Source organism: Streptomyces sp. NBC_00028, from assembly GCF_045041065.1.
Taxonomy (GTDB): domain Bacteria; phylum Actinomycetota; class Actinomycetes; order Streptomycetales; family Streptomycetaceae; genus Streptomyces.
In genome coordinates, this window is sequence record NZ_CP108293.1 from 2,302,399 (window position 1) to 2,329,110 (window position 26,712).

The following is a 26,712-nucleotide window of genomic DNA, read 5'->3' on the forward strand; positions in this document are numbered from 1 at the left end:
TGCGAGGACCGATTTCGGCCTCGACATTGCCGCGGGCTCACCGGCGAATACCTTAGTGAGCTGCGCTTGAAGCCGCGAACGAGCCGAAGGATTTGGGGATGGCGTCCGCGAGTTCGCCGACGTCATCCTCGTCGGGGGGCTCGCCGTCCTCGCCTGTCGGAGTCGCCCAAGCCCTGCGCGGATACTCGGCTGCGACCTTGATTCCACGCGTGCCCCACCCTGACGACCTGCGGCCCTTCCTCCACCACTAAGAACTCCTAACAAAATGCGGCAACTTGCCTTGGAATATTGGTGTCTGATGGGTTGTTAGCCTGGATATGAGAAGGGGTGAGCAGCCGCCGTGGATCGTGGCGGATGGGCTGTGGGAGCGGATCGAGCCGTTGCTGCCGGTTGTACCGCGCCGCACGGATCACCCCGGGCGCAAGCGTCTGGACGACCGGAAGGTGCTGTCGGGCATCCTGTTCGTGCTGTACACGGGTATTCCGTGGGAGTTCTTGCCCCAGGAGCTGGGCTTCGGCTCTGGCATGACCTGCTGGCGGCGCCTGCGTGACTGGAACGACGCGGGAGTCTGGCAGCGGTTGCACGAGTCGCTCCTGGCCGAGCTGAACGCAGCCGGCGCGTTGAACTGGTCGAGGGCGGTGATCGACGGCTCGCATGTCAGGGCCCTCAAAGGCGGCCCAAAACAGGACCGAGCCCGGTCGACCGTGCCCGGACAGGCTCCAAGCATCATCTGATCACCGAAGGGCACGGCATCCCGCTGGCGGTATCGCTGACCGGCGGAAACCGTAACGACGTCACCCAGCTCATCCCCCTGATCCAGGCCGTCCCGCCCGTCCGCGGCCGACGCGGACGGCCCCGACAACGACCGGTCGCGCTCTACGCCGACCGCGGCTACGACCACGACAAGTACCGCAAGCAGGTACGGGCCCTGGGGATCACTCCGGTCATCGCGCGGCGTGGCGTCGAGCACGGTTCCGGACTGGGCGTGCACCGCTGGGTGGCGGAGCAGAGCTTTGCCCTGCTCCACTGGTTCCGACGGCTGCGCATCCGCTGGGAGATCCGCGACGACATCCACGAAGCTTTCCTCCGCCTGGCCTGCGGCATCATCTGCTGGCGACGACTGGTCAACCTCTCACTTTGTTAGGAGTTCTAAAGCCCGCACGGCCCCAACTCCTACTGACCCGGCAAGGTCTCGGTAAAGCCCACGGCCAGATCCCAGCCCTCGATACCTACTGACCTGCACCCCAAGTGACCTGGCGACACGTCAGAACGTGCGCCAAAGATGCGCCGCATGCGTCAAACGTGCGTCAAGATATCGCCCGTAACACCCACAATGTACATAACGCACACCACCCGAACTTGCAGGTCAGGAGCCCTTTCCGGCAGGGGCAGGCTCAAGGATCGCGACACACTCAACGCGGTGCGTCATCGGGTACACGTGGAGACAACGCCGAGCGGAGCAGGGTAGGCGTCAATGGCCGGTTACCGAAACCGGTGATCCCTCGGATTATTGGCAGTGCACCGCTTCTCCTCTGCCCCGGAAGCAACAGAACCCGAAAGGCACTGCTGACAGGAATGTCCAGCCAGAACAGCGAATTGCAGCACGAGCCATTCAGCCCCGAGCGCATCCGTGCCACCTGGAGTGGTACCGCGAGCGTCGAGGACGCTGCCCAGGCGTTCGGCATGTCGAGATCGAAGGGCTACGACCTTGTGCGTCGTGGGGAGTTCCCTTGCCGCGTGCTGCTGATCGGCCGCACAGCCCGCGTCGTCACCGCCTCGCTCCTCCGCGTACTCGAAAGCGGTGAGCCCGAGTTCAACGGAGCCGTCAGCACGAGCACCAATCCATCCTGACCAGCCGCACGACGAAGCCCCGCCGGAGCAGCCGGCGGGGCTTCGTCGTGCGGTCAGCTGTCACCCGCGAATCCCAGACCCCGTGGACACCCTCCCGGCACAGGATCCCGAAACTGGAGGATGGACGGCCCTGGACGGCATCTACGACATGACCGCGCATTGGCCGGAGCAGCCGTTCGAAAAGAGGCCCGGAACCGGCCCCTGACGCGAGGCTAGAAGCTGCCCACCACGCACTTGCAGCCGTCCGGGCACCCGTCGAGCACGGCTTCGCCCATCTCAAGAACTGGCGCGTCCTTGACAAGGTACATACCAACCCCACCTGGGCGACCGCCCTGGTCCGAGCCCTGCTGGTCCTCACGAACCGCGAAGTCGCCCGATGGCCGACGATCTTCACCAAAGTCACGTGCCAGCGACCAGCACGAGCATCCCGATGCCACGCACACCACCCCGTGACCAGCAACTTCAGCTTGCGCACCTCTCATTGGACCGGTGCCTACCGGCGCTCGAAGAGATGCAGGTGAAGCGATGGAAGCGCCAACTCAAGGCCCGCACCTTGAGCGCGCCTCGTAGTGCCGCACCGCGCACGGCCGACCCGGCCAAGGCCGTCCCCGGCCCCAAGGCCACCGCATCGTCTCCCCGGACCGTCTGCCGATCGAGACCATCGACAAGTTGGCCGCCATCGCCCGGGACGTCCTCAAGGACGCGGCGCGCAGCGGCGGCTCACTTCTGACGTGGGGTGAGCTGAGGCTACGAATGGCAGGCGGGCTGCCCCACCTGCACCCGGACGACCAAGGTGAACTCCTGGTCGCCGTCGACCAGGAGACACCGGTCGGTGAACCGCTGCTGTCCACATTCGTCGCGAGCTCGGACGCCTCGCTGCACTGGCTCTACCGCCACGTCCGCTTCAGCCTCGGCGGCGAACGCATACCCGAACCAGACCTTCCCGCCCACTGGGCCACCGAAGTCCTGCGCCTGCGTCAGCATTTCAACGCGCCCCGCGCAAACGCCTGCCTGCCTGCCTGCCCGGTCATGCTGACACCCCTTCAGCAGACCATCAGTCGGCTACTGGCACACCCTGCGGACCCTACCCGCTGTAGATCCCCCTGTGTCTCTCAGTACATCCTTCTTCGCAGCCCAGCCCCGATTGTCAGAGCCTCCCCGTAGCGTTGTGCGTCCTACTCGTGACGGCTGCGGGGAGCGCTCATGGACGACGACCTACAGATCGACAGCGACGAAGACCTCTTCCGTAACCCCGTCTACTACGAACCGGTCGGCCGCAACCTCGACCTGGACCGCCCTGACCTCGGAGTCCCGCAAGGTCAGGATCTGCTGAATGTGCTACTGCGCATGCGGGGACGTGTGCCCGTCGACAGGCGCGGGCTCATCTGTCCCGACTGCCGTGACCTTCGGGGCCGACGTGTCCCTATGTACCTCGTCCAGCGTGACGGCGTATGGCTTGCCTCCCACTACCGGAAACCCGGAGACAAGCCCATCAGCCACGAGTCCGACGAACACCTTGCCCGCAAGGAACGCGTCGCGAAGGATTCCGAAGATCACGGATTCCACGCAGACATCGAGTCGCAGACCGCCGACGGACACGCACGCCTCGACGTACGCATCAATGGCGCCAACGGCATCGTCCTGGGCTACGAACCCCAGCTGAGCACCCAGACCGCGCGCGGAATGCGTGCGCGGGAGGGGACCCGGCGCCGCGCCGGGATCCAATCGGTCTGGGACTTCGCCGACCCTGACCACGCAGGCATTGGCACCGTTCCCTACGTCCGCACGCCTAACCTGCCGGCCTCCGTGATCCGCGTGCAGAAGAACCCCATATCGATCCAGGATGGCAACTTCGTCCTGGAGGAAGGCCAGTGCAACCAGAGCGGCGCGCTCACCCGATGCCCCGAGAAGCCTTACGACCCGGAGAACCCCACAGATACCGGGTACTGCGGCGGCTGGCATCGCGTCCTCGTGCCCGCCCACCAGTCGAGCACCTTCACAGGGGAAGGCGGCATCACTCTCACCCGGTTCATCGTGGAGGCAGCCGCCGGTGAGCGGGTCCCATTCCAGCGGAGCGGTCACCACGGTTGGCTCCCTGCGCAGCAGTGGCAGAAGTACCTCGAGGCGAACGGGCCAGCCCTGGACAACAAGGAGCGCCAGCCATCCATACGGCAGGGCGACCGACACGACAGATGTACCGAGGACCGGTCAGCTTCGGAAGTACGGTCTGAACCGAAGCAGAATCGGGGCAGCCGCTCGATTGTCCTTGAGTCCCGCCCAAGGGAAGCCGAGGCTGTGAGCGTTCCGGTCGACGCGATGGGTCAAGTTATCCCGCTCTGTCGTTACGGCTGTGGCCAACCCGCAAGCCTTCCAGGTCCAGAAGGGTTGCCCGAGCACTTCTCGTGCCGGAGAAGGCACGAGCCGTGAGCCCTCCGGCCACTGCTGTCCGCACTCGTCGACCGCTGCCGTTGATCTCGGCCCCACAACGAATTCCCCCGCCAGGAAACCCGATGAGGGTGCGGCGCGCAGCTGAGCGATGATGTTGACGAGTGACGGAGTCGATCGGGGGCCTGCCATGTATCTGAGTCGCGTCAAGGTGAGCGGCATGCGCGCCAGCGCAGAGACGCCAATGAGCTGCGACCTTCCTGGCAGGTTCAGTGTGCTGATCGGGCCGAACGGTGCAGGAAAGACCACCCTCACCGACGCGCTCTATCTCGCGCACCCAGGAAGCCGGTTTCCGGTGCTCCCAAGGCCGACTTCAGCCGTGCTGGCATCCCCTGATACCGGTGTCGAGCGCAGCATAGACATCACGTACAGCCTTGCCGACGACATCCAGGCCGAAGGACGCTTGGGGCGCGAGATTCACACCGCCGGGCACCGGCGGCTCGGTGGCGAGGCTGAATCCTGGAGTGTCTCCCTGCACCGGCAACTGGGAACAGTCACCTCACGCCTGACGAACAGTCACGGGCTGGCTCGGAAGATCGATCAGTTCAAGTTGATCTACTTGCCCGCTTGGCGCCACCCACTAGACGAACTGGCGCGCCGTGAGGTGCGCATCTTGGTAGAGCTGCTCCGGGCGCGGCAGCAGGAACTCTATGGCAGCCGCAACTTGGTGGCTCTGCGGGCCCGTGCCTCCCGGCTGTTGGAGGACCTAGCCAAGGACAGCCTGATCGACGCCGTTGAGGCCCGCATTGGTGAGCAGCTGGGCAGGCTGTCGGCCGGCGTGAGCACCCAATGGCCCTACGTGCGCGGCCAGGTCATTGACGACACCTATCTCGCCCGCGTCCTGGAGATCATGCTCGCCGTCATCGAAGGCCGCTCGGCAGCCCGTCCTCTGGAAGTCTCGGGCCTTGGGTACGTCAACCTGCTCCACATTGCTGTGACGTTGGCTGCGATACCTGATTCAACAGAGTTACCTCCCTCCTCGACGCACCTCTCGGAGAGTGGCGATGACGCAGCCTTCTCCGAGGAGGAGCAGGCGCAGCAAGCATTCGACAACTTGGCTCAAGCACATGCTGAGGCTGCCTCCGAGGAAGACTCCTTCTTCTCCACGACCCCGTTTCATGCGACGGTCATCATCGAGGAGCCTGAAGCCCATCTCCACCCTCAACTGCAGCACTCGTTGGTCCGGTACCTGCGCAGAACGGTCAAGGCGCGCCCTGAACTACAGGTGATTCTCACCAGTCATGCGACTGACATCATTACAGCGTGCGATCCCACGGAGCTCGTCGTCGTGCGTCGCGCCGAGCATGGCAGTGTGAGCCGCTGCGTCAAGGACGTGGTCCCGGACCAGCATCGCGATGCCACGCTTCGCATGACCAGACTGCACCTGGACGCCAGTCGTTCATCAGCTCTCTTCGCCGAACGCCTGCTCCTAGTGGAAGGAGTCACCGAGGGCGCAGTGGTGCGGGAGTTCGGCCGCGCCTGGGCAGGTGACGACGAAGCCAAGCAAGCCTTCGTTGATGCTCTCAGCATCATCCCGATGGGTACCAAAGTCGGCCCGTGGGCCGCCCGTCTCCTCGCGACACCTGGCAAGGAGCTGTGCACGAAGCTGGCCATCCTCCGTGACAGCGACAGCGACCTTCCCTTCGACGACGCGCGCGACGTGCCTCAGTGGGCCGCAGAGCATGATCCCTCCGTCGTCCGCGTGTTCATCAGTCATCCCACCCTCGAGCCGGCAATCACTCCGGGTAATGAGGGCCTTGTCGCGGAAGCCCAACGAGAGGTAGACCCAAGACATCCACTGGTCGAAATCACCGCCGATAGTGTCCGCTCCTACTTCGCCAGCCGAAGCTCGGGAAAGAACGGCGGGGAAGTAGTCCGAGAGGGCCGGGGTGCGCGCCGTAAGGCCGAGTTCGCCCTTTCCCTCGCCGCGGCGCTCCGGGAAGCCAACGACATCGACCACGAGGCGAACGACGGTTTCTCTCTTGTGACGGTCCCTCAGCACCTCGCTGACCTTTTCGACTTCCTCTATCCGGACGCGCCGGCTTCCTCCAGCGGCCTGGCGTCCGATGAAGCCGCCATGGAACCACCTGAGTGGCTGGCTCCCGACAACATCTGGGACAGATTGCCAGGCGTCATCGTCTGGGACGACGAACTCGATGACCCCGCGTACTGGCCCGAAGACGAGCCTGAAGAGGTAGAGCATGAGTTCGATTCCGAGGATGCGGCAGGCGAAGCGGACGGAACACAGAACTGGGGCGACCTTCCGCGCCCGCATCCGAGCCGGCAGAACCATACGCCGGAGCACCGACCGGGAGGCTGGCCCACTCACGCGACACCCGGAGCCTGGCCGCAGGGACAGGACAATGCCTAAATCAAACGCTGGGCTGGGTGCACTGACATCCCAACAGCTGACCGCTAGCGGTTGCCCAGACAGCCGCGTCTACGTCCAAGCTGCACCCGGATCCGGCAAGACCACGGTTTCGGCACTGCGATTCGGCTTGCACCGCTTCTCTGCCCTCTCTGACCCCCGCGCGGTCGTAGCGGTCAGCTTTACGAGATCAGCGACCGAGGAGTTGCGCGCACGCGTCTTTCGGCAATGGGGTTCAGCATCACTGCGCTGGCCTCACCGCATCGTGACCCTGGACACCCTTCTGTGCGATCTTCTCTTCCATCTGCTCGATGAAGACGTTCTGCACTGGCCGGGAGGACGCAGGGAACTTGAGGTGATGGACTCCTGGCGGACCATCCTCCCCATTCAGCGCAGCCGCATAAAGCCCGTCCTCCAGGTCGATAACGGTCACATCGTCATAAGAACTTTTCACGAGCACAGGCCAGCAAGCCACCCCTCGGCTCTGCACTTCAAGGGAGCCATCTTGGCCGGCACATGCACGCATGACAACGTACGCGAGGTTCTTCAGGGAGCCCTCACCACCGCTTCGGCACGCCAGGCACTCGTTTCGTACTTCGAGACCTCAGTGCGCTCGTTGACGGTTGATGAAGTGTTCGATGCCAACGACCTGGACCGGGACATCTTCTCACTCGCTGCGTCAGCGTCGAGCTCGCTCACGCTGGTCGGCGATCCGTGGCAGGCCCTTTACCAGTTCAGAGGCGCCCGCCCCACCGCAATGGAACAGTACATAAGTGAAAACCGCTTCACCACGCACCACTTGGGCGTCTCCTTTCGCTGGGAAAATGACAGGCAGTCATGGATGACGCGGCAGTTGCGCCGACGCGTGCCCGTCAGGCTGCTGGAGGGATCTGCCGGTGAAGCAGATGTGGTCCTCGCCCACAAATGGAAACAGCTGTGGGGGTGCGATCCCCTTGTCTTGCCCCTCGCCATCAAGCCTGGTGTGGGTCAGGTTCAAGACGCGATCTGCACACTGCTCCTCAATGAGATCACGCAGAATGCTCTGGGCATGCAGGCAACATTTCTGCACGATGCTCTAGTGACGCTCGGGCTGGACAAGGAGGCGTTAGCCGTAATGGCCCGCCCCTGCCTGCAGGCCGCCGTCGCCGACCTCAAAGATGGCCACCAGCCCGCGCCGGTGTGGCAACGACTCATAGCAAGCCTGACGGACCGAATTCCGACGATTTCTGCTGCGGAGCTCACCCGCAAACCGGTCAGTGCACTGCATCTTCTACAGCTCCGGCTTACAGACTCTCAGTTGATACCCGGTCTCACCTACCACCAGTCCAAGGGACGAGAGTGGAACACGGTAGGCATCAAGCTGAACCCTGCGGAAGTTGCGGCCCTGGCGAACGGCCTCGACCCTGCACAAGAGGACCATCGTGCGCTGTACGTCGGGCTCACACGCGCCCGCCTCAACACCTTCGCCCTCGCCTGACGCAGTGCACGGCTTCGCCACGTCAAAAACTGGCGCATGCTCGGCAAAGTCCGCACCGCCCCGACGCCGCCCTGGTCAGGGCCCCGCGCCTCCTCACGAACCGCGAAGTGTCCCGGTGACCGACATTCATCACCGAAGTCATCCACCCACGACCAGCACGAAACCCGCGCCCACCAGACCCGCAACCAGCAACTTCACGATGCACAGTGCTCTATGGGAGACCCGTGTGCATGGTTCGCGGCCCACGCTCGGTGAGGTGGAGGCGGTGGAGGTCTTCGTGGAGCCAGGCGTAGGCGTAGTCGGTCGCGGGGGCGTCGCCGAAGATTTCCGGTTCGCTCAGGACCGGCGTACTCGGGCGCGCCCACGGGGACCTCGTCGGACGGGATCCGCGTGCAGTTGCAGGCACGGGTTCGTACAGGGCGTCCTCTGACAGGACGAGCCGGACGGTGACCGAGCTGCTGGGCGAGGGGTAGAGGGAAAGCCTCAAGCCGGGCGGCTCGTACGTGTCTTTGCCGCCGGGCGGAGACGTGTACAGCTCGCCGGTCAGTGCGACGGGGAGGGCGCTGGCCAGGCCGAGTACGGGCTTTAGGTGAGGGAACCACGTGTCGACGAGTGCAGTGTAGATCTCTACTGCGGCGGTGAGGATTTGCTCGGTGCGCAGCCTGAGCCGCTCTGGGCTGTAAGCGTCCCAGACCCAGTACCTCGGGCGGATGAGTTCATGGTCGGGAACGGCATACGGGGAATGCAGCAGACCGTCGGCGTCAGCCCAGCGGCCCCTGGCGAGTTCCTCCTCAATGCGCACCAGCTCCGCCTGATAACCGGTGAACCGTGTGCCGAAGCCGCTCCTCACCGGCAGACTCCCCGGCTCGCCGTAGAGGTGGTGGTGCAGTAGCTGGTGCACGTCTTCGGCGCGCAGCGGGGTGAAACGACGAGAGGGTAGTCTCATGAGATCCGCGGCCGCCAGCCACAGGCGCTCCTTGGTGTAGGCGTCGCAGTCGGCCAGGTCGAAGTCCTTGCGGGCACACATGGTGTGCAGGCGTGAGGCAACCAGCTTCAGCGTCTTCTGCCAGGGCCAGGCGGCATACTCCACTGCGGCGGCTCCGAACAGCGCCGTCACAGGGCGCACACCCCGCGGTTCTGTCCATCGCTGGGCAGCGGGGATTGCGAGCCCCGGGGTGTGGTCACCGTCGCGTCGCAGGATGTGCAGTCCCAGCCTGTTTCCCTCAAGGAACGCATCGACGGTGACCGCGTCGTTCCTTCCCATGGAGAAAAAGATGCGGTCTCCTGCTGGGCTGAGCGCTGCCTGCCAGGCATCGAGGGTCTCCTGTAGGCGCTGGCTTACCACGTCCGCCGGTAGATCCGGCCAAGGACCCTCCTCCTCGAACTCAGCCTGCGGGATAGCCTCGTGAACGGCCCAGACCACGACGCCGGGATGGGCACGCAGCAGCGGATCCAGCACCGTACGGGCTGCCTCCCAGCCAGAGGAGGCAATTGCCATCGCCAGCCCGTAGCGCCAGCGGTCCAGCAGCTCCACGCTCTGCACCACCTCCGTCAGCACTCCGTTGGCCAGCAATGCCTGACCGGCGAAGTACTGTTCGAGCACGGGCAAAGCGAAGGCCAGATGACGGTCTCCGCGGCGCACCACCAGCCGGGTGTCCAGAAGCACTTGTACTTCGCCGGGGCTGCCCACATCCGCAGCCGCCCCCACTCCTCCAGCGCTGACACACACTGCGGCGAGTCGCCGCAGCAGCCGCTCGGCGCGTTCTTCCTTGACGCTTTCGACATCGCGCAGAGCCCGGGTGACCAACGCGTCCAGGAAGGCCACCGGACTGTTCGGCAGACGCTCATGATCATGCTGAATCTGGGCTGCGATGATGACGAACAACGGCTGGCGCAGCACACTGCGCACCATGCCGGATTGGCTGTGCACCGCAGTGCCGTTACCGCCGAGCCGGTCCATCAGCGCGGCCGCTTCGTCTGCTGACAACTCCGGCATCGGCCTGCGCAGCTTCTCGTCCACCTCCAGACCCGGACGGGCCGTGGCCAGGATGCGCCACCGCGCACCTGCCGGAGAAAGCGTCCAACTGCATGCCTGATCCAGCAGTTCCTTGCCGCGGATCGGCCCGGGCTCTTCCAGCCCGTCCACGATCAGCCGTACCCCACGCACGGCAGGATCCCCGAGGACGCCTGCGGTGCGGGTGGCCGCGTCGATCAGGCTGCCCTGGACGTCTTGCGCGGCAAGACGGACAGGAATGGGGGCTTGCGCGTCAGCGCGTGCCGCAGCGATGTCACGCTGGTGCTGGCGTTCAGCGGCGAGCGACTTCCCCGCCCCGAACACGCCCTCCAAGACGACCACTCCGTGTTCCGGCAATGCAGTCACCGCATCCGGCAAGGCTCCCACCTGAGGAGTGTCGGCGAGTTCGGCCGCGACCGCGGCCGATACACCAGCCGCGTGCCAGCGTTCCACCATGCGGGTCCTGCAGCTGGCGTCAAGGTCGTCCAAGGAGGCCGCGCCCACGACTTGTTCACCGGTCCCGGCGTGGAGCACGACAACGGTGTTGCCGTGGCCACCTACGACGGTTTCGGCGGAGCCGCCGATGGCAATCGCTCCGTCGCCCGGAGCCGACACCGTCCCGGGCACAATGGGCCCATCCTGTGCGCGGTGAGACGATGTTTTGTGCCGCCTGATGCTGAGGCGCTGCCACCAGTTGACGGTCATGTGCTGTTGCCGTCGCCCGTGACTGCCTCTCCGATGGAGCCGCCCGCGGCCACCGACTTGGTACCGGATGCTTCCGTCCGGCCACCCGGTGCTGGCGATCCAGGCGCAGGAGTTGGGATACCCCCGGTGCGCTGATTGTTGCTGCCCGTCACGGCCGTACCGATACTGCCGCCGGCGGCGATGGACCCCGCTCCCGACGCGGTGGCCTGGCTGGTGGTCTGGGTGGATTGGAGCACCAGAGCGCGCACAGTGAACACCGTCATGACAAGCGTGACGGTATCGGCGGCCAGGCCCGCCGCGATGCCTGCCGTGCTGAGATCCTTCAACCACAGCAACAGCGTCACTCCTGCACAAGTGAGGCCGGCTGCTGCTGCCACGGCCCACACCATGCCCCTGCGCCAGCCGGTCATCACGACAACGCCTCCTGCTCGTCCTTGTCTTGCGGCACCCTAACCGAAGGACGGTGAAGTACTAGGGGCGTGCGTTTTCAGTCTGCTGCGGATTCCGCGTCGCCCAGTGCACCACGTGCCCAGAAGCCCAGCGGGCTCGCACCGGCTACGGACTGGGAGAACGGAATCCAGCGCTGGCCACTCCCGCAGTGGTCTTCGTAGATCTCGGCGTCATAAGCCTCGTTCGTAACCAGTGCCACCACACCGACCGCGTCTCCCGCATACGCATCGTGGAGAGCTGTTGTCTCTGCATGAGCCCGGATGGTGTTCACGAAGGACGGGCTGGAGATGCGGGAACCGTCGTATTCACCGAATCCCGCATGCAGAACAAGCCGCAACTGCGGCAGGAGATAGCCATCCTTGCGCGTGGCATTGGCCCAGTCCGCAGCCATCATGAGATCCAGTTCGGACAGCAGGAAGGCTCCCAACGTGCGCATGTCCGCTGCCCCGGTGAACAGAAGCAGGTTCTCGCCGCTGTCCTGTTCCTCTCCGTAGGCCACCAGCCCCTGAGCGCCAACCTGGTGCAGTGCCTGTTCCACGTAGGACTGCACCAGACGCCGACCGGGATGCATCGAGACAACCTGCCCGACCCAGTTGACCAGGCCGATCAGCACAGGAACGACGACCTTGACCTTGGCGGCGGGAAAGGCTCCAGTCTCCTCGGCTGTAGGCATCGAACCCGCCGGGCCGCCTCCACCACCCAGAATCAGATACTGATGGATGATGTTGTTGTCGCCAGTCACGGCAATCTCTACGTCGCCGCCGACTGCGATTGCCCGATCGCCCATGGCCCCAGCCGATGGGACAGAGTTCAACTCCGACACGACCACATCTCTCCCTACCTGCTGTACGGCCCCCGCACACTGGCAGCAAAAGGGCTGACTGTGCGTACGCGCGGCCAGCGTATGGCGTCCGCCGAGCTGTTTATTGCCGTTGGGTGATCTGCCCCTCAAGCGTCGACCGGCATCCAGGCCAGATGGCAGTCGCGCAGACTCCGACCCAGCAGGGGCTCAAGGTCGGTAAGGGCCGTACTCAGGCACTCCAGGGCATCGGCGCTGATGCGATGGACCATCTCCTCATCCCGTTCTGCGTCTGCCGAGGCGGCAGGCATACGCATCGTGGAGACCTTGTGAACGGCATCGTATGACCACAGACCGGCGCGCGGTGAGGTGTGGTCCAAAGACTGCGGGCGGTGACGGTGGTAATCCATCCCACGCCGCTGTTCCAGTGCAACAAACCGCGGATCGGTTTGCAGCAGTCGGAGCCGCGCCACAAGTTCCTGCAGAGAGGCTAAGGGATGTCCCGTAACTGGTTGTCGGCTGATGCAGCTGACTGCCCTGGCGGTGCTACGCAGCACTCGCCTACGGCCAGCCGTGTTGTCAGTGGCTCGGGATACGGTGGGGTGTGCTGGGCCGGACGGAGATCGTGAGGGACTCGCGGCTATGGGGGGTGGGTCGGACAGGCCCCGGCAGCCAGCTCGGGTCTGGAGATGTTTTGCCGTGTATCCACCCCCCACTTCCGCCCTGCGAGGGCCGTCCCGCGCTGCTGTTCGCGAGTGAGACGATCTTGGCGTGCCTGGTGTGATCACGGCGTCAGAGCCGTCCTGGATATCCCCGTTTACCGGACTGAGCCCGCGTCAGTTTCGCAAGTTGGTCACCGCGCTGCGGCGCGAAGGCGTCGACCCCGTCCGCAAGGGCAGGCCGTGGAGCCTGCCGCTTGAGGAACGGGTACTACTGGTCGCCGCATACTGGCGAACCAACCTGACGCTGCGCCAACTCGCCCCGCTCTTCGGCGTGTCGAAGTCCGCGGCAGACCGCATCGTCAACCACCTCGGGCCGGCGCTGGCCATGCAGCAACGCAAGCGGTTCCGAAAGGACACGGTGCTGATCGTGGACGGCACCCTGGTCCCTACCCGCGACCACGCAGTGGCCGAGAGGTCGAAGAACTACCGCTATTCGACCAATCATCAGGTCGTCATCGACGCCGACACCCGGCTCGTCGTTGCCGTAGGCCGGCCCATGCCCGGCAATCGCAATGACTGCAAGGCGTGGGAGTTGTCCGGCGCCAAAGATGCCGCCGGCAAGACGACGGTGATCGCTGACGGCGGCTACCGGGGCACCGGCCTGATCATCCCGCACCGCCGCGAACGCGGCCAGACGGAACTACCGGCCTGGAAAGAGGAACACAACACCTCCCACCGCAAAGTCCGCGCACGCATCGAGCATGCTTTCGCCCGCATGAAGAGCTGGAAGATACTCCGCGACTGCCGCCTGAAAGGCGACGGCGTTCACCACGCCATCCTCGGCATCGCCCGCCTGCACAACCTCACACTCGCCGGCTGACGAAGAAACGAGCAGGTCAGCGAGCGCGTCCGAGATCATTTACGGGACAAGTCTTAGGCCGCTTGTCGCGGCTGCTGCTGGCAGCAATGTGGACCAGACGTCGCCTGTAGGGCCGAACGTCAGCCAGGCATCCTTCAGGTCGGTGCCCGGGGGAAAGCCCTGCGCCTTCTTCAAGCGCTTCGCCTGGTTTACCTCGTTGGCGGCAGCCGAGTGGCACAAAACTGTCCGCAAAACCAGGTTGGCCAGGCCGTGAGCAGCACCGAGAACGAAATGTGTACTCACCTCGCACAGCGCGCGCACCGCCATCCGCCGGCTGTGTTCAAGGACGGCTGCTTGCTGCGGGTCAGCGATCGCGGCGCCCAGCCGGTGACGCTGCGCGTCCTGTTCTGCGGCCCGGGCTAGGGCGAGTTGCTCTCCGATGCTGCCCATCAGCCCATGGATCTCCACCACCCGGTTGATCAGCGGCCCGTAGCCCGGGACACCAGCCTGCCGCAAACTCTCTTCCGAAGCCCAGCCTGCTAGGGCCCCGCGGCTGCTGAAAGCCTGCCAGCGCATTGCTATCGCCTCCACGTCCTCGCGTAGGTCGATGGCTGCTGCCGCCTCGTCCCGCGCACCTGAAGGAGGAGCAAACGAGGAGAAACTCATGGCCGAGGTCCACTCTTGCGTCATCCGTGCAGCGTACGCAGCAGCTGGCTCAGGAAGCGCAGTGTCGGTCTAAAACTGACGATCACTGTTGACACCTGGGTCTCTGATCACTACTGAGATCCGCATGCTGAAGTCCACCTCCACCCACCCCGCCGCTTGACCGTGAGGCCGGCGCCTGGCGGTCATACGCCACGTCGAAGACTTCGTTGGGAACGTCGCGATGCCCTGCCGCTACTTCGGGATCAGCCGGCAGGCGTACTACACCTAGTAGCCGCCACCAGGCCGAGGGCGTCGAGGGCCTGCGCACCCGCTCCAAGGCCCCGGAGACGACCCCAAACGCGACGCGCGTCGAGGTGGTCGGGAAGATCATCTACCTGAGGCGGAACTACCACTCGCATCCCTATCGCCAAAGCATGGGCTGATGACTCACTGGTTCTGGGGGCAAAGGACGAGAACCGCGGGGCCGCGCGCTGACTGCACGACAACGCCCCGCCGCAGCAAGCCGACGGGGCGTCTTCGTATCAGGTCCTCGTCCGCGCAGGACCCCCGCCGAAGCAAGCCGGCGGGGGCCTCACCTGTCACGAGGGATCACACGAGCGATCACAAGCGATCACGAGCGGGTCACCAACCCTGCGGACGCACTCACGCCACAGTGGCCTGACCTGGACTTACGCGCTCGGCCTGGACCAACTGGACGTCCGCGGACGGTTTCTACGACATGTGCCAGGTCGTGCCGAGCGAGGGGCCCAGGATGAGGACCGGGGCGTCGTCCGGGCCGTCGAGGCGGTACTGGAGGGCGGGGGTCTGCGTCTCACTCACCGCTCCACGCTAACCGCCGTTTCTGAGCGCCCGGCCCCTGGGCCCCCAGTCCCCACACCTGGCTCCCGCACATCGACGGCGAACCCTCACATCGTCTTCACCGACGGGCGCGTTACGGGAAACCGGGGGCGGGGGCCGTACCTCGGACGGTCACGCCGTAGCGGGTCCGCATGCGCCGCATTTCCCAGAGCGCGACGACGGTCACCGACACCGGGCCGCCCAGCAGGGAGCAGAGCTGAACGCCGGGCGGGCCCTGCGCCGGCATCCCGCTGTCGATCAGGTTGAAGATCGCGAACACCCACACGAACACCATCGTCACCACGGGCGGCAGCATCGGATGAACGTGGCCGGTGTTGAAAGCGCTGCGCGCGGAGTAGAGCGAGGCCAGGACGAAGAAGGGAAGACCCCAGGCCAGCGCGGCCAGTCCCGCCAGCCCCACCACGAACCCCTGCCAGCCGTGCAGGTCGGTCTTGGCCAACAGGGAGATTCCGAAAAGGGTTCCGCCGAGGACCACCACGGTCGTCACATACCAGCCGACCGCCTTCAGCGGGACCCGGAGCCGGGAGCGGAGGTGGGGTCGCAGATGCTGGGGCGCGTAGTAGATGAAGCCGAGGATGACCAGCGGACCGCCGACGATCAGCAGGACCGGGGCGACGAGCGCCTGGGCGGCACTGCCGGCCGCCGCGTCCTGCCAGCCGCCCTTGTCCGCGCCGTAGACGAGGAACAGGACAACGGTGGCGGCGGCGCCGAGGACGGTGCGGGCCACCTGGACGCGGTCCACGGTGCGGTCCTGGATGCGATCGTCGCCCGCCTGCACGAAGAGCCGGGTGGCGACGCGATGCGCGGAACGGATGACGGCGGCGGTGAGGTAGGGCAGGGAGAGGAACCACAGTCGGCTGCGCCGACGCGGCACTCGGCCGGGCGTCGGGGCCGGGGGAACGTAGGGGTACGGGTTCTGCGGCGGGTACGGGTGAGTCGGCGCCGGTGGTCCGTAGGGGCCGCCCTGGGGCGGGAGTCCATAAGGGTTGTTCGACGGCGGGCCGGGCGGCGGGCCCCAGCCCTGACCGCCGTTGGGGTTGCCGCCGGGGTGCCCCGCCTGTCCCGGGCCCGTGCCGGGGCCCCATCCGCCCGTTGCCATCTCTGTTCCCCCGAGGTGTTCCGCTGTCAGTTCGCTGTGTCGCGCGGCGACATCGCGGCAGTGTAGTTGCTGATGTGTCCGCTGCCGTCACCTGGTTTGTGGCGAGATGGTGCGGAAATGAGGTCAACTCTCCGCCGAGGCGCCCAGACCCGTCAGGGCACCGACCGGATCGAGGTCGGGCGTGCCGCGGGGCCACCAGTCGTCGGCGCCGGGGTCGGACTCGTACGCGTACCACAACCCGTCGCGGCCGAGACGGAGTTGGACATGGCCGCGGGGGTGGGTGAGGTGGTTGCGCCAGGGGCGGAAGGCCGGGAGGTCGGCGGCGAGGAGCAGTGGGCGGGCCCGGTCGAAACGGCCGGCCGGCGGGTCCCAGGGTTCCTCCAGTACGGCGAGTCCCTCGAACCCGCCCTGCCGCCAGGCGGCGACCGCGCGGGCCAGGTCGGACGGGGTGCGGTCGGCGGCGGAGGCGAGCGAGGCGTACAACGACCTTGTGGTGGCGGTGAGTCCGGAACCGGGGCGGGCCGCGGCGAGCCGTACCGCGTCCTGCCACAGGGTCAGTTCGGCTACCGGGTCACGGCCGGTGCCGAGCAGGGCGTGGGCGCGGGCGGCGGCGTCGGTCGCCAACTGGTCCAGCGCGAAGGGGTCGGGGCCGCCCGGGGCCGCCGGGTAGACCGGGGGCTGCTCGGGGTGCGCTGGCACGGGCAACGGCGCCGGGAGCGGCGGAAGTTGACGGGGCGTGAGGGCATCGGTGGCGCGTACGCCGGGCAGCGGCGCCGGTCCCTTCTCCTGGGCGGCGCGGGCCGCGCGGGCGGCGCTCAGCCGGGAGAGGGTGTCGAGCAGCTCACGCTCACCCCGGCCGCGCAGCAGGAGCAGTACGAAGGGGTCGGCGTCGAGGAGGCGGGCGGTCTGGTAGCAGAGGGCGGCGGCGTGTTTGCAGGGGTGTCCGCGGTCCGGGCAGCTGCAGTGCGGGTCGAGCTCTCCGGGCCCGGGGAGCAGCCGTACCCGGCCTTCGGCGAGCGAATGCGGCATCTCCTTGTCGAGCAGCGCGGCGATGTGGCCCGGGCGCTCGGCGGCGGCGTCCAGGAACCACCCCCACTCCGCGTCGTCGAGCGTGCGCAACCGCACCTGGACGCGGTAGGGGCGAGGACGGCTCCCCTGCACATAGGCGAGAACCAGGCCGGGCGTCACGGTGATGGCGTCGACGTTCCCCTGCTCGGCGTACCCCCGCCCGCGCGCCAGCCGCTTCGCGTCCAACGCCCCCTCCTCCAACGCCGTGACCCACGCATTGCCCCACCAGGTCTCGGCGAAGCCGTGCTCCCCGCCCGAGGCATGGGAGCCGAACGCCGGGAAGGTACGCCGGAGTTCACCGTCCCGGCCGGGGGCGGCCATGGAGCGGGGGTGGCGGGGGGTTGAGGTGGGTGAGTCGGAGGGGGCGGTGAAGGGACGGGGCTCGGCGTGGGTGCGCGGGTGGCCGGGGGCCGAGGTCGGTGAATCGGAGGAGGGGGTGGAGAGGCGGGGCTCGACGGGGGCGCCCGGGTGGCCAGGGGCCGAGGCCGGTGAGTCGGAGGAGGGGGTGGAGAGGCGGGGCTCGACGGGGGCGCCCGGGTGGCCAGGGGCCGAGGCCGGTGAGTCGGAGGGGGCGGTGAAGGGGCGGGGCTCGGCGGGGGTGCGGGGCGGGGTGTTGGTGGCGGGCGTCGGTGGAGTGGAGGTGTGTGGCGTGGCCGGGGCTGGGGAGGGTGCGGCAGGGGCGGCGGGTGCCTCCGTCGGGGTCTCGCCGTAGGGGGACGCCGGATCGGCCGAACCCGGCTGTACGGCCTGGGCGTTGGCGTCGCCGGGCCCGGTCGGCTCGTCCCCGTCGTCGGGCATGCGGAAGGCGTCGCCGATCAGGGCCCGGAGGTCACGCGCGCGTCGGCCGCCGCCTCGTTTGCCGGGCGGGGAGCCGGGCGCGAGGGGGGCCGGCCGCTGCGACGTGCGCCGCCTGCTCGCGGCAGCCTCAGCCACGCCCTCCACCTGGGCGGCACGCCGCGCTTCCGCCCTGGCGGCCCGCAACGCCTCACGCGCACGGTCGGCGGGGCGCGCGGGTGGGTTTTCGCCGACGCCACCGTCGGCCGCGTCCGCCGCGCCCGTCGGGTTCTCCGCCGCACCTGTCGAGCCGTCTCCCGCGCCGAGCCCGCTGTCGGGTGCCGGGGGCTGGGTACCACCAGCTGCGGGGGCGCCCTGCGGCTCCGCCTGCCCGGCGCCTGTCACACCGGAGGCATCCTGCGGCTCCGGCCCGCCGGCCCCGACCCCATCCCGCACCGGAACGTCCTGCTCCGCCCCCGCCCCACCGTCCGCCGAGTCGGAGCTTCGTCGCGGCATCGCGGCGCCGCCCTCACGTCCCCCGCGTTGCGCCGCTTCCTCCTCCGCGGCTCTCCGCTGTCGGGCTTCGCGTGCCTCCCGCAGGGCGCGGCGGGCCTCGTCCGCCGGGCGCGCGGTCATGGCGCCCTCCGCAGTGAGACGAGGTCGGTCAGTTCGCGGTCCGTCAGTTCCGTCAGGGCCGATTCGCCGGAGCCCAGGATCGCATCGGCGAGGGCCCGCTTCGCTTCGAGCATCTCGGCGATGCGGTCCTCCACCGTGCCCTCGGTGATGAGGCGGTGGACCTGGACGGGCTGGGTCTGGCCGATGCGGTAGGCGCGGTCGGTGGCCTGTTCCTCGACGGCCGGGTTCCACCAGCGGTCGAAGTGGACGACATGACCCGCGCGGGTGAGGTTCAGACCGGTGCCCGCCGCCTTGAGGGAGAGGACGAGGACCGGTGTCGCGCCGGCCTGGAAGCGGTCCACCATCCGTTCGCGTTCCGGCACCGGCGTGCCTCCGTGCAGCAGGTCGACCGGGACCGCGCGGGCGCCGAGGTGGGCGGTGATCAGACGGGCCATGCCGACGTACTGGGTGAAGACGAGCGCCGAGCCGTCCTCGGCGAGGACCGTGTCCAACAGCTCGTCCAGCAGGGCGAGTTTGCCGGAGCGCAGCGCCAGCCGCTCGGCGCCACCGGCGTCCTCCTTCAGATACAGCGCCGGGTGGTCGCAGATCTGTTTCAGCGCACCCAGCAGCTTCAGGACCAGGCCCTTGCGGGCGATGCCGTCCGCCGTCTCGATGGCGTACAGCGACTCGCGTACGACCGCCTCGTAGAGGGAGGCCTGTTCGCGGGTGAGCGGGACGGGGTGGTCCGTCTCCGTCTTGGGCGGCAGTTCGGGGACGATGCCGGGGTCGGACTTCTTGCGGCGCAGGAGGAAGGGGCGGACCAGGCGGGCCAGCCGTTCCACCGCCTCCGTGTCCTCGCCGTTCTCGACCGCGCGTGCGTGGCGGGCGCGGAAGGATTTGAGCGGGCCGAGGAGCCCTGGTGTCGTCCAGTCGAGGAGGGCCCAGAGTTCGGAGAGGTTGTTCTCCACGGGCGTGCCGGTGAGGGCGACGCGCGCGGGCGACGGGATCGTGCGCAGGGCCTTCGCCGTCGCCGAGTAGGGGTTCTTGACGTGCTGCGCCTCGTCCGCGACGACCATGCCCCACTGCTGCTCGGCCAGCCGGGCGGCCGTCGACCGCATGGTGCCGTAGGTGGTCAGGACGAAGCCGCCGTCGAGGTCGTCGAGGCTGCGCTCGGGGCCGTGGAAGCGGCGGACGGGGACGCCCGGTGCGAAACGGGTGATCTCCCGCTGCCAGTTGCCGAGGAGCGAGGCCGGGCAGACCACGAGCGTGGGTTCGGTGCGTGCGCGTCGCAGGTGCAGCGCGATCACCGTGATCGTCTTGCCGAGGCCCATGTCGTCGGCGAGGCAGCCGCCGAGGCCGAGGGTGGTCATGAGGTCCAGCCAGGCGAGGCCCCTGAGTTGGTAGTCGCGCAGCGTGGCGTGCAGGCCCGGCGGCGGCTCCGCGGGGCGGATCCCCGCCGTCAGCCGGTCCCGCAGGGCCGCCAGCGCGCCGACCGGGACCGCCTCCACCGTCTCGCCGTCGACCTCCGCCGTGCCGGAGAGGGCTACGGACAGCGCGTCGACCGGGTCGAGCAGGCCCAGTTCGCGCTTGCGGGCCTTGCGGACGAGCGCCGGGTCGACCAGCACCCACTGGTCGCGCAGCCGGACGACAGGACGATGGGCCTCGGCGAGCGTGTCCATCTCGGCCTCGGTGAGCGGGTCGCCGCCGAGCGCCAACTGCCAGCGGAACTGGAGCAGTTCCTCGCTCTCGAAGAACCCGGTGCCGTCGGTCGCCGAACCCGGGGCGGGTCGGACCACGGCGGCGGCGCTGAGGTCGTGCGCCAGGTCCCGCGGCCAGTGCACGGCGACCCCCGCCGCCGCGAGCCGGGTCGCGGCGACACCGAGCAGTTCCCCCAACTCGTGCTCGGACAGGGCCAGTACGTCGGGGACGTCCTGTTCGGCGAGCCGGTCCAGGGGCGGCCAGCCCCGGGCCGCGCGCCGCACGGCGAGGGCGGCGTCGACGCGCGCGCGGGGCCCGAAGACCGCGTCGGCCTCGCCCGCCCACAGGGCCGCCGCGTCGGCGACGAGGGTGGGGTCGGCGAGGCTGTGCACCTGGACGATGGCGGCACCGGCGCTGCGGACCCCGTCGCCGGTGTCGAACAGTTCGTAGGCCGACAGGTCGAGGCGGAGCGAGATGCGCACGCCCGCGTCCATGCCGGCGGCTACCTCCGCGGCCCAGTCGTGCGCACCGGGCAGATGCTGCGGGCGGCGGTCGGCGAAGGGCCTGCCGGAGGCGAAGGGGGCGGCCGGGGTGCGCGGGAGGGTGTCCGCGACGGCGTCCAGGAAGGCGCGCATCAGCGCTTCCGGCTCGGGCAGTCGCAGCGGGCCAGGGCCGGGCAGCGGGACGGCATGACCCTCGTACGGAAGGGCGGCGGCGATGGCGCGCAGGTGCGCGATGTCGTCCGGGTCGAGGGGGCCGGCCCGCCAGGCGTCATGGCCCGTGGCGGTCAGGCCGGGCAGCAGCCGGCCGCGCGCGGTGAGCCGAAGGGCGTGCAGGGCGGCGGCGCCCCAGCAGGCGGTGGCGGGATGGGCGGCCGGGTCGCGCCGGGCGCGCACGAGGAGGGGCAGGGCCTCGGCGAGGGGGACGGTGAGCGCGGGGGCCGTACGCCGACGGACACCGGCGCCGTGCCGTCGTACGACGGTGAGGTCCGTGCGACCGTCGGCTCCGTCGGGCAGGGGGCCGTCCTCGGGGTCCCAGAAGGCCATCCGGCCCTCGCGCGGGAGCGGGTCCGGGAGGAAGACGGCGGCGAGGCGCGCGGAGAGCGGCTGGGTCGCCCGGTCGGCCACCGCCGTGACCGTGTCGCTCATACGTCCTGCCACCTCCCCACCCGCGTGTCGGATCAGACGTCTACGACTCTACGGGCGGGGTCTGACAATCGGCTCCGGCGACGGGCCACGCCCCCTCCTACGGAACCGTGCGGGAGACGACGTACACCATCGGGTTGGCCGGGTCGGCGGTGTTCACGACGATGTCCTGGGTCGGCGCGGGGTTCTTCTGTTTGTGGACCAGGCCCGCCCAGGGGCCGGGGCCGGTGAAGGACCAGCCGGTGATCTTCTGGTCGCGGGCGCTGATGGTGATGTCGCCCTGCTTGAGGTCGTCGCGGCCGACGCCGACGCCCGCGAGGAAGGTGTCCAGGCCCGCGTTGGAGGTGCGGAACTGGACGTAGAGGCGGCTGGTCTTCCAGTTGTTGGTCTCGTAGTACGCGATCCGGTCCGCGGGGTGCGGGACCGGCACCTGGTACAGCCGGCGCTGGACCTTCGACGGGTACCCGGCGGTGAGGCCGGTCGCCGAGTACTTCGCCTCCTTGTCCTTGCCGCTGTTGCGGCTCTGGTTGGCGGAGATCACCAGATAGCCGGCCGGGACGCCGATGAGCAGCACGATGATGAGCAGCGTGAGCGCGCGGCGGCGGTTGCGGTGGCGGCGGTCCTCGGTCGGCCGGGGCGGCTCGTCCGGGGAGTGGGCCGCCTGGCGTGGCAGCGAGGCCGTCACAGGGACTCCCGGGTCGTGCGGCGGGCCTCCGTGTACCGCGCGTAGCGCTCGTACCGCTCGACACGGCGCCGGTTGGCGCGCCGGAAGCGGCGGGCGACCAGCCGCGCCAGGTCCGCCGCGCCGACCATGCCAGCCTCGGGGCCGAGCTGGGCTCGGACTATGCGCGCCTCGGGGCGGTAGCCGCGCCCGGTGAGCTGGCGCTTGAAGGCGTCCCGCGCGGGACCGATCAGCAGCTCGTCGGCGGCGGAGACACCGCCGCCGATCACGAAGCAGGAGGGGTCCAGGGCGGCCGCGAGGTTGGCGATGCCGACGCCGAGCCACTGGCCGATGTCCTGGAGCAGCTCGATGCACATCGCGTCGCCCTCGCGGGCCAGCTCCGTGATCATCGGGCCGGTGATGTCGCCGATCTGGCCCTTGACGTGCTCGATGATCCCGTAGGCCACCGGCGAGTCGGCGGCGGCGAGTTCCTTGGCCTCGCGCACCAGCGCGTTGCCGGAGCTGTACTGCTCCCAGCAGCCGCGGTTGCCGCACGGGCAACGGTGGCCGCCGGGGACGACCTGCATATGGCCGAACTCGCCCGCGACGCCGTACTTGCCGCGCTTGACCTGGCCGTCCTCCAGGATCGCGCCGCCGATGCCGGTACCCAGCGTGATCATCACGAGGTGGTCCTCGTCCCGGCCCGCGCCGAAGCGCCACTCGGCCCAGGCCGCGGCGTTGGCGTCGTTGTCGACCAGGACGGGCACGGCGAGGCGGTCCGCGAGGCGGTCGCGCAGCGGTTCGTTGCGCCAGGACAGGTGCGGAGCGAACAGGACGCGGTTGCGGTCGGCGTCGACCCAGCCGGCCGCGCCGATGCCGACCGCGTGCACGTCGTGGCGGTCGGAGAGGTCCAGGACCAGCTCGCAGATGGTGTCCTCGACGACCTTCGGGCTCTTGGACTTGTCCGGGGTCTCGGTCCGGAGCTTCTCCAGGATGTTGCCGTCGGCGTCGACGACTCCCGCCATCACCTTGGTGCCGCCGATGTCGATGCCCACCGTGGGCACGCGGGGTGCGGTCAGGTGTGAGCGGCGCTCGCGGGTGCCGACCGTGCGCAGGGCCGGGGCGCGGCGGGAGCCGATCGGGGCGCTGAAGTTGCCGTAGGTGCTCATCGGCCTCGATTCTGCCTCACCGTCGGTACGGGTGCCGTACGGGGAAACATAGACGAGACCCAGCTCGGTCACTTTGTCCGGACATTGCGACCAAGTCGACCCGGCTCAAGCGGGCCTGTGGCGCCGGGTGAGGGACTCCCCGGCGACTCCCTAGGGGCGCACGAGCAGCTGGAACTCGAAGGAGTAGCGGGTCGGCCGGTACGTGTGCGTGCCGAACTCGACGGCGCGGCCGGTGTCGTCGAAGGTCACCCGCTGCATGGTGAGCAGCGGCGCGCCCGTCTCCTCGGCGAGCCGCTCCGCCTCGGCGGTGGTCGCGGCGCGGGCACCGATGGACTGGCGGGCGCTGTGCAGGGTGATCCCCGCGGAGCGCATCAGCCGGTACAGGCCGGTGACCTCCAGCTGGGCGGTGTCCAGGTCGAGCAGGCCGGGCGGGATGAAGTTGCACAGGTACGCCATCGGCTCGCCGTGTGCCAGGCGCAGCCGCTCGATGCGGTGCACATCGCTGTCCTCGGCCACGCCGAGGGCCGCCGCGACCTCGGCGGAGGCCGGGACGAGGGTGTTGACGACGACCTTGGTCGCCGGGCGCTGTCCGGCCGTCTCCAGGTCGTCGTAGAGGCTGCTGAGCTCCAGGGGGCGCTTGACCTGGCTGTGCACGACCTGCGTGCCGACCCCGCGACGGCGGACGAGCAGACCCTTGTCGACGAGCGACTGGATGGCCTGGCGGACGGTCGGCCGGGACAGGCCGAGGCGCGCGGCGAGTTCGATCTCGTTGCCGAGCAGACTGCCGGGGGTGAGCGTTCCGTGCTCGATCGCGGCCTCCAGCTGCTGGGACAGCTGGAAGTACAACGGCACCGGGCTGCTTCGGTCCACGCTGAGGTCGAGTGTCACGGTCGGGTCCACATCTGGTTTCGGCACGGGCCGAGCGTAGCCGCGTGGCCGGTTGACGGGAAGTTGTGTAGTTCGATTGTCCGGACATATGCATTGACAGCGGGGGGTTCGCGACCACATTTTGTTCACATGCGCATCGGGGTCATCGGTACCGGCCGGATCGGCACCATTCACGCGAGGACGCTCAGCCGTCATCGCGACGTCGGGTCCTTGATCCTCACGGACGCCGACGGCACACGGGCACAGGAGCTGGCACATCGCTTAGGGGAGACGGCCGCCCCCGGGGTGGACGAGATCTTCCAGTGGGGCGTGGACGCCGTGGTGATCACCACGGCGACGTCGGCGCACGCCGAACTGATCGGTCGGGCAGCGCGCTCGGGGCTCCCGGTCTTCTGCGAGAAGCCGATAGCGCTCGACCTGCCCGGCACGCTGCAGGCCATCGACGAGGTCGAGACGGCCGGGACGGTCCTCCAGATGGGCTTCCAGCGCCGCTTCGACACGGGCTACGCGGGCGCGCGCGACGCGGTGCGATCGGGACGGCTCGGGCGGCTGCACACCGTACGGGCGCTCACCTCCGACCAGGAGCCGCCGCCGGCCGCCTGGCTGCCGCTGTCCGGCGGGCTGTACCGGGACACTCTGATCCACGACTTCGACATGCTGCGCTGGGTCACCGGACGGGAGATCGTGGACGTGTACGCCGCCGGGTCCGACGCGGGGCCCGCGATGTTCCGCGCGGCGGGCGACGTCGACACGGCCGCGGCCGTCCTCACCCTCGACGACGGCACGCTCGCCACGGCGACGGCGACCCGGCTGAACGGGGCGGGCTACGACGTCCGCATGGAACTCGCCGGGGAGCTCGACCAGATCGTGGTCGGCCTCGACGACCGCACCCCGATCGCGTCCACCGAGCCGACGGGTCCCCCGGCCGCCGACAAGCCGTGGGAAGGGTTCCTGGAGCGGTTCGGACCGGCCTACGAGGCCGAACTCAACGCGTTCGTCGAGGTGGTACGGGGTGAGCGCGCCAACCCCTGCGACGGACGCGAGGCGTTGCAGGCCCTGCGGATCGCCGAGGCGTGCGAGGTGTCACGGCGGGAGCGGCGGCCGGTGCGGCTGGGAGAGGTACTGGGCTGACGGGGCACAGGGCCCCGACGGGGCACGGGCTGACGGGGCACAGGGCTGACGGAGCCCCGCCCCCGGTCACCACCGCACCGGAAGGCTCCGCATCCCCCGCATCAGCATCCCCGGCAGCCACTCGCCGGTGGGGCCGTCGAGGGCGAGTTCCGGTGCTCGCTCCAGCAGCGTCCGGATCGCCGTACGGGCCTCCAGGCGGGCCAGTGGGGCGCCCAGGCAGTAGTGGATGCCGTGGCCGAAGGCGAGGTGGCCCCGGGTGTCGCGGCGGATGTCGAAGCGGTCGGGGGCGGGGTAGCGCGCTGCGTCGCGGTCGGCGGCGGTGAGGCCGACCATCACCGCGTCGCCCCGCGCCATCCGCGCCCCGCCGATCTCCAGGGGCTCGGCGGCGAACCGGTACGTGGCGTTCTCCACCGGGCCCTCCCAGCGCAGGGTCTCCTCGACGGCGCCGTCGAGCAGGCTCATGTCGGCGCGCAGGGCGGCGAGTTGGTCCGGGTGGGTGAGCAGGGCGTACACCGCGCTGGTGATCAGGTTGACCGTGGTCTCATGGCCCGCGATCAGCAGGACGAAGGCCATGCCCCGCAGTTCCTCAGGGGAGAGGCGGTCGCCGTCCTCGGCGGTGGTGCGGATGAGGTCGCCGAGCAGGTCGCCGCCGGGTCCTGCGGAGGTCTTGGCCGCGATGAGCTCGGTGAGGTACTCGGCGAGCCGGACGAACGCGTCGTACTCGCTCTCGGCGCTGGTGGGGGCGACGGCCTCGCTGGTGATCTTCCGGAACTCCGTGCGGTCCATATCGGGGACGCCGAGGAGTTCGCAGATGACGGTCAGGGGCAGTGGGTGGGCCAGCGCTTCCACCAGGTCCGCGCGGCCCTGCGGCAGCATCGCGTCCAGCAGGTCGTCGGTGATCTGCCGGATCCTGGGCCGGAGTTCCTCGACGCGGCGCACGGTGAAGGCGCGGGAGACCAGGGAGCGCAGCCGGGTGTGCTGGGGCGGGTCGGCGACCAGGAGGTACCTGCCGATCAGCTCCTCGTCGAGGAACGTCACGCCGATCCTGCGGCCGTCCTTGGACAGGCGCGGGTCGGTGAGCGCCGCGCGCGCCTCCTCGTACCCCACGATCAGCCAGGTCTCGTGGTGGGCGTCGGGCACCGGCAGCCGGACCCGGTGCACCGGTCCACGGGCGCGCAGTCGCGCGTACACCGGATGCGGGTCCGTGCGGAAAGCCGCCCCGTACTCCCCCAGGTCGATCACTTCGGTCATCCCGATCCCCCTCGTCGCCCCCACAACGCCCGGGAGCGCTCACCGCCCCCCCGTTGCCC

20 protein-coding genes and 2 pseudogenes are annotated in these 26,712 nt (G+C 68.8%); 9 read left to right on the top strand and 13 right to left on the bottom strand.

From position 1 onward, the window contains the following. Positions 1-42 precede the first annotated feature (42 nt). Positions 43-169, bottom strand: a pseudogene (locus OG885_RS10210) (superoxide dismutase); the annotation flags it as partial. A gap of 148 nt (positions 170-317) precedes the next feature. Between OG885_RS10210 and OG885_RS10215 the strand changes: the two are divergent. The 7 genes and pseudogenes from OG885_RS10215 (at position 318) to OG885_RS10245 (ending at position 8,141) form a co-directional block, all read left to right on the top strand. Further along, a protein-coding gene (locus OG885_RS10215; RefSeq protein ID WP_405729374.1) for an IS5 family transposase occupies positions 318-1,144 on the top strand; the annotation gives its coding sequence in 2 pieces (ribosomal slippage) (positions 318-678 and positions 678-1,144; 828 coding nt in all). A gap of 431 nt (positions 1,145-1,575) precedes the next feature. Then, complete coding sequence (locus OG885_RS10220; protein ID WP_405729377.1) at positions 1,576-1,851, top strand: helix-turn-helix transcriptional regulator; 276 nt, start codon at positions 1,576-1,578, stop codon at positions 1,849-1,851. 180 nt (positions 1,852-2,031) lie between these two features. Further along, positions 2,032-2,228: pseudogene (locus OG885_RS10225) on the top strand (IS5/IS1182 family transposase); the annotation flags it as partial. 292 nt (positions 2,229-2,520) lie between these two features. Beyond that, positions 2,521-3,015, top strand: coding sequence for a hypothetical protein (locus OG885_RS10230; protein WP_405729380.1), 495 nt, complete (start codon positions 2,521-2,523; stop codon positions 3,013-3,015). A 39-nt stretch (positions 3,016-3,054) separates the two neighbouring features. Beyond that, on the top strand, positions 3,055-4,278 hold the full coding sequence (locus OG885_RS10235) for a hypothetical protein (protein WP_405729383.1): 1,224 nt from the start codon (positions 3,055-3,057) through the stop codon (positions 4,276-4,278). A 178-nt stretch (positions 4,279-4,456) separates the two neighbouring features. Further along, positions 4,457-6,667: an ATP-dependent nuclease gene (locus OG885_RS10240; protein WP_405729385.1), complete on the top strand. Its 2,211-nt coding sequence runs from the start codon at positions 4,457-4,459 to the stop codon at positions 6,665-6,667. Beyond that, the gene (locus OG885_RS10245; RefSeq protein WP_405729388.1) at positions 6,660-8,141 is read left to right on the top strand and encodes a UvrD-helicase domain-containing protein; all 1,482 of its coding nucleotides are present in this window, start codon (positions 6,660-6,662) and stop codon (positions 8,139-8,141) included. The genes OG885_RS10240 and OG885_RS10245 overlap by 8 nt, the downstream gene beginning before the upstream one ends. 211 nt (positions 8,142-8,352) lie before the next feature. Here the strand turns inward: OG885_RS10245 and OG885_RS10250 are convergent, their stop codons facing one another. The 4 genes from OG885_RS10250 to OG885_RS10265 all read right to left on the bottom strand — a co-directional run bounded on the left by OG885_RS10250 (position 8,353) and on the right by OG885_RS10265 (position 12,381). Next, the gene (locus OG885_RS10250; protein ID WP_405729391.1) at positions 8,353-10,860 is read right to left on the bottom strand and encodes a hypothetical protein; all 2,508 of its coding nucleotides are present in this window, start codon (positions 10,858-10,860) and stop codon (positions 8,353-8,355) included. Beyond that, on the bottom strand, positions 10,857-11,237 hold the full coding sequence (locus OG885_RS10255) for a hypothetical protein (protein ID WP_405729394.1): 381 nt from the start codon (positions 11,235-11,237) through the stop codon (positions 10,857-10,859). The genes OG885_RS10250 and OG885_RS10255 overlap by 4 nt, the downstream gene beginning before the upstream one ends. Before the next feature lie 110 nt (positions 11,238-11,347). Further along, positions 11,348-12,133: a hypothetical protein gene (locus OG885_RS10260; protein ID WP_405729397.1), complete on the bottom strand. Its 786-nt coding sequence runs from the start codon at positions 12,131-12,133 to the stop codon at positions 11,348-11,350. Between the two features lie 125 nt (positions 12,134-12,258). Beyond that, complete coding sequence (locus OG885_RS10265; protein ID WP_405729400.1) at positions 12,259-12,381, bottom strand: hypothetical protein; 123 nt, start codon at positions 12,379-12,381, stop codon at positions 12,259-12,261. Positions 12,382-12,880: 499 nt separating this feature from the next. On the opposite strand from OG885_RS10265, the gene OG885_RS10270 reads away from it, so the two are divergent. Further along, positions 12,881-13,651 (top strand): transposase, encoded by a 771-nt coding sequence (locus tag OG885_RS10270; protein ID WP_405729403.1) that lies wholly within the window; start codon positions 12,881-12,883, stop codon positions 13,649-13,651. A gap of 39 nt (positions 13,652-13,690) precedes the next feature. Here OG885_RS10270 and OG885_RS10275 read toward each other — a convergent pair whose 3' ends face one another. The 7 genes from OG885_RS10275 to OG885_RS10305 all read right to left on the bottom strand — a co-directional run bounded on the left by OG885_RS10275 (position 13,691) and on the right by OG885_RS10305 (position 24,271). Then, entirely contained in the window at positions 13,691-14,320 is a 630-nt protein-coding gene (locus tag OG885_RS10275; RefSeq protein WP_405729406.1) for a hypothetical protein, read from the bottom strand. A gap of 907 nt (positions 14,321-15,227) precedes the next feature. After that, positions 15,228-16,253 carry a hypothetical protein gene (locus tag OG885_RS10280; RefSeq protein ID WP_405729409.1) on the bottom strand — a complete coding sequence of 342 codons (1,026 nt, stop codon included), beginning with the start codon at positions 16,251-16,253 and terminating at the stop codon, positions 15,228-15,230. A 123-nt stretch (positions 16,254-16,376) separates the two neighbouring features. Beyond that, positions 16,377-18,731, bottom strand: coding sequence for an SWIM zinc finger family protein (locus tag OG885_RS10285; RefSeq protein ID WP_405729412.1), 2,355 nt, complete (start codon positions 18,729-18,731; stop codon positions 16,377-16,379). Then, on the bottom strand, positions 18,728-21,556 hold the full coding sequence (locus OG885_RS10290; protein ID WP_405729415.1) for an SNF2-related protein: 2,829 nt from the start codon (positions 21,554-21,556) through the stop codon (positions 18,728-18,730). The genes OG885_RS10285 and OG885_RS10290 overlap by 4 nt, the downstream gene beginning before the upstream one ends. 97 nt (positions 21,557-21,653) lie before the next feature. Beyond that, entirely contained in the window at positions 21,654-22,238 is a 585-nt protein-coding gene (locus OG885_RS10295) for a sugar kinase (protein ID WP_329333014.1), read from the bottom strand. Beyond that, positions 22,235-23,383, bottom strand: coding sequence for an ROK family glucokinase (locus OG885_RS10300; protein WP_405729419.1), 1,149 nt, complete (start codon positions 23,381-23,383; stop codon positions 22,235-22,237). Before OG885_RS10300 ends, OG885_RS10295 begins: the two co-directional genes overlap by 4 nt. A gap of 150 nt (positions 23,384-23,533) precedes the next feature. Continuing rightward, positions 23,534-24,271: a GntR family transcriptional regulator gene (locus OG885_RS10305; protein WP_405742674.1), complete on the bottom strand. Its 738-nt coding sequence runs from the start codon at positions 24,269-24,271 to the stop codon at positions 23,534-23,536. A 129-nt stretch (positions 24,272-24,400) separates the two neighbouring features. Between OG885_RS10305 and OG885_RS10310 the strand changes: the two genes are divergently transcribed. Next, complete coding sequence (locus tag OG885_RS10310; RefSeq protein ID WP_405729422.1) at positions 24,401-25,402, top strand: Gfo/Idh/MocA family oxidoreductase; 1,002 nt, start codon at positions 24,401-24,403, stop codon at positions 25,400-25,402. Between the two features lie 66 nt (positions 25,403-25,468). Here the strand turns inward: OG885_RS10310 and OG885_RS10315 are convergent, their stop codons facing one another. Beyond that, a complete protein-coding gene (locus tag OG885_RS10315) occupies positions 25,469-26,653 on the bottom strand; it encodes a cytochrome P450 (protein WP_405729425.1) in 1,185 nt (394 codons plus the stop codon). Positions 26,654-26,712 lie beyond the last annotated feature (59 nt).

Excerpts from the sequence above, each read along its gene's own strand:
- OG885_RS10220 (WP_405729377.1), top strand. The coding sequence starts at position 1,576 with ATGTCCAGCCAGAACAGCGAATTGCAGCACGAGCCATTCAGCCCCGAG.
- OG885_RS10235 (WP_405729383.1), top strand. The coding sequence starts at position 3,055 with ATGGACGACGACCTACAGATCGACAGCGACGAAGACCTCTTCCGTAAC.
- OG885_RS10240 (WP_405729385.1), top strand. The coding sequence starts at position 4,457 with ATGCGCGCCAGCGCAGAGACGCCAATGAGCTGCGACCTTCCTGGCAGG.
- OG885_RS10245 (WP_405729388.1), top strand. The coding sequence starts at position 6,660 with ATGCCTAAATCAAACGCTGGGCTGGGTGCACTGACATCCCAACAGCTG.
- OG885_RS10250 (WP_405729391.1), bottom strand. The coding sequence starts at position 10,860 with ATGACCGTCAACTGGTGGCAGCGCCTCAGCATCAGGCGGCACAAAACA.
- OG885_RS10265 (WP_405729400.1), bottom strand. The coding sequence starts at position 12,381 with ATGGTCCATCGCATCAGCGCCGATGCCCTGGAGTGCCTGAGTACGGCC.
- OG885_RS10275 (WP_405729406.1), bottom strand. The coding sequence starts at position 14,320 with ATGACGCAAGAGTGGACCTCGGCCATGAGTTTCTCCTCGTTTGCTCCT.
- OG885_RS10280 (WP_405729409.1), bottom strand. The coding sequence starts at position 16,253 with ATGGCAACGGGCGGATGGGGCCCCGGCACGGGCCCGGGACAGGCGGGG.
- OG885_RS10285 (WP_405729412.1), bottom strand. The coding sequence starts at position 18,731 with ATGACCGCGCGCCCGGCGGACGAGGCCCGCCGCGCCCTGCGGGAGGCA.
- OG885_RS10290 (WP_405729415.1), bottom strand. The coding sequence starts at position 21,556 with ATGAGCGACACGGTCACGGCGGTGGCCGACCGGGCGACCCAGCCGCTC.
- OG885_RS10300 (WP_405729419.1), bottom strand. The coding sequence starts at position 23,383 with ATGAGCACCTACGGCAACTTCAGCGCCCCGATCGGCTCCCGCCGCGCC.
- OG885_RS10310 (WP_405729422.1), top strand. The coding sequence starts at position 24,401 with ATGCGCATCGGGGTCATCGGTACCGGCCGGATCGGCACCATTCACGCG.
- OG885_RS10315 (WP_405729425.1), bottom strand. The coding sequence starts at position 26,653 with ATGACCGAAGTGATCGACCTGGGGGAGTACGGGGCGGCTTTCCGCACG.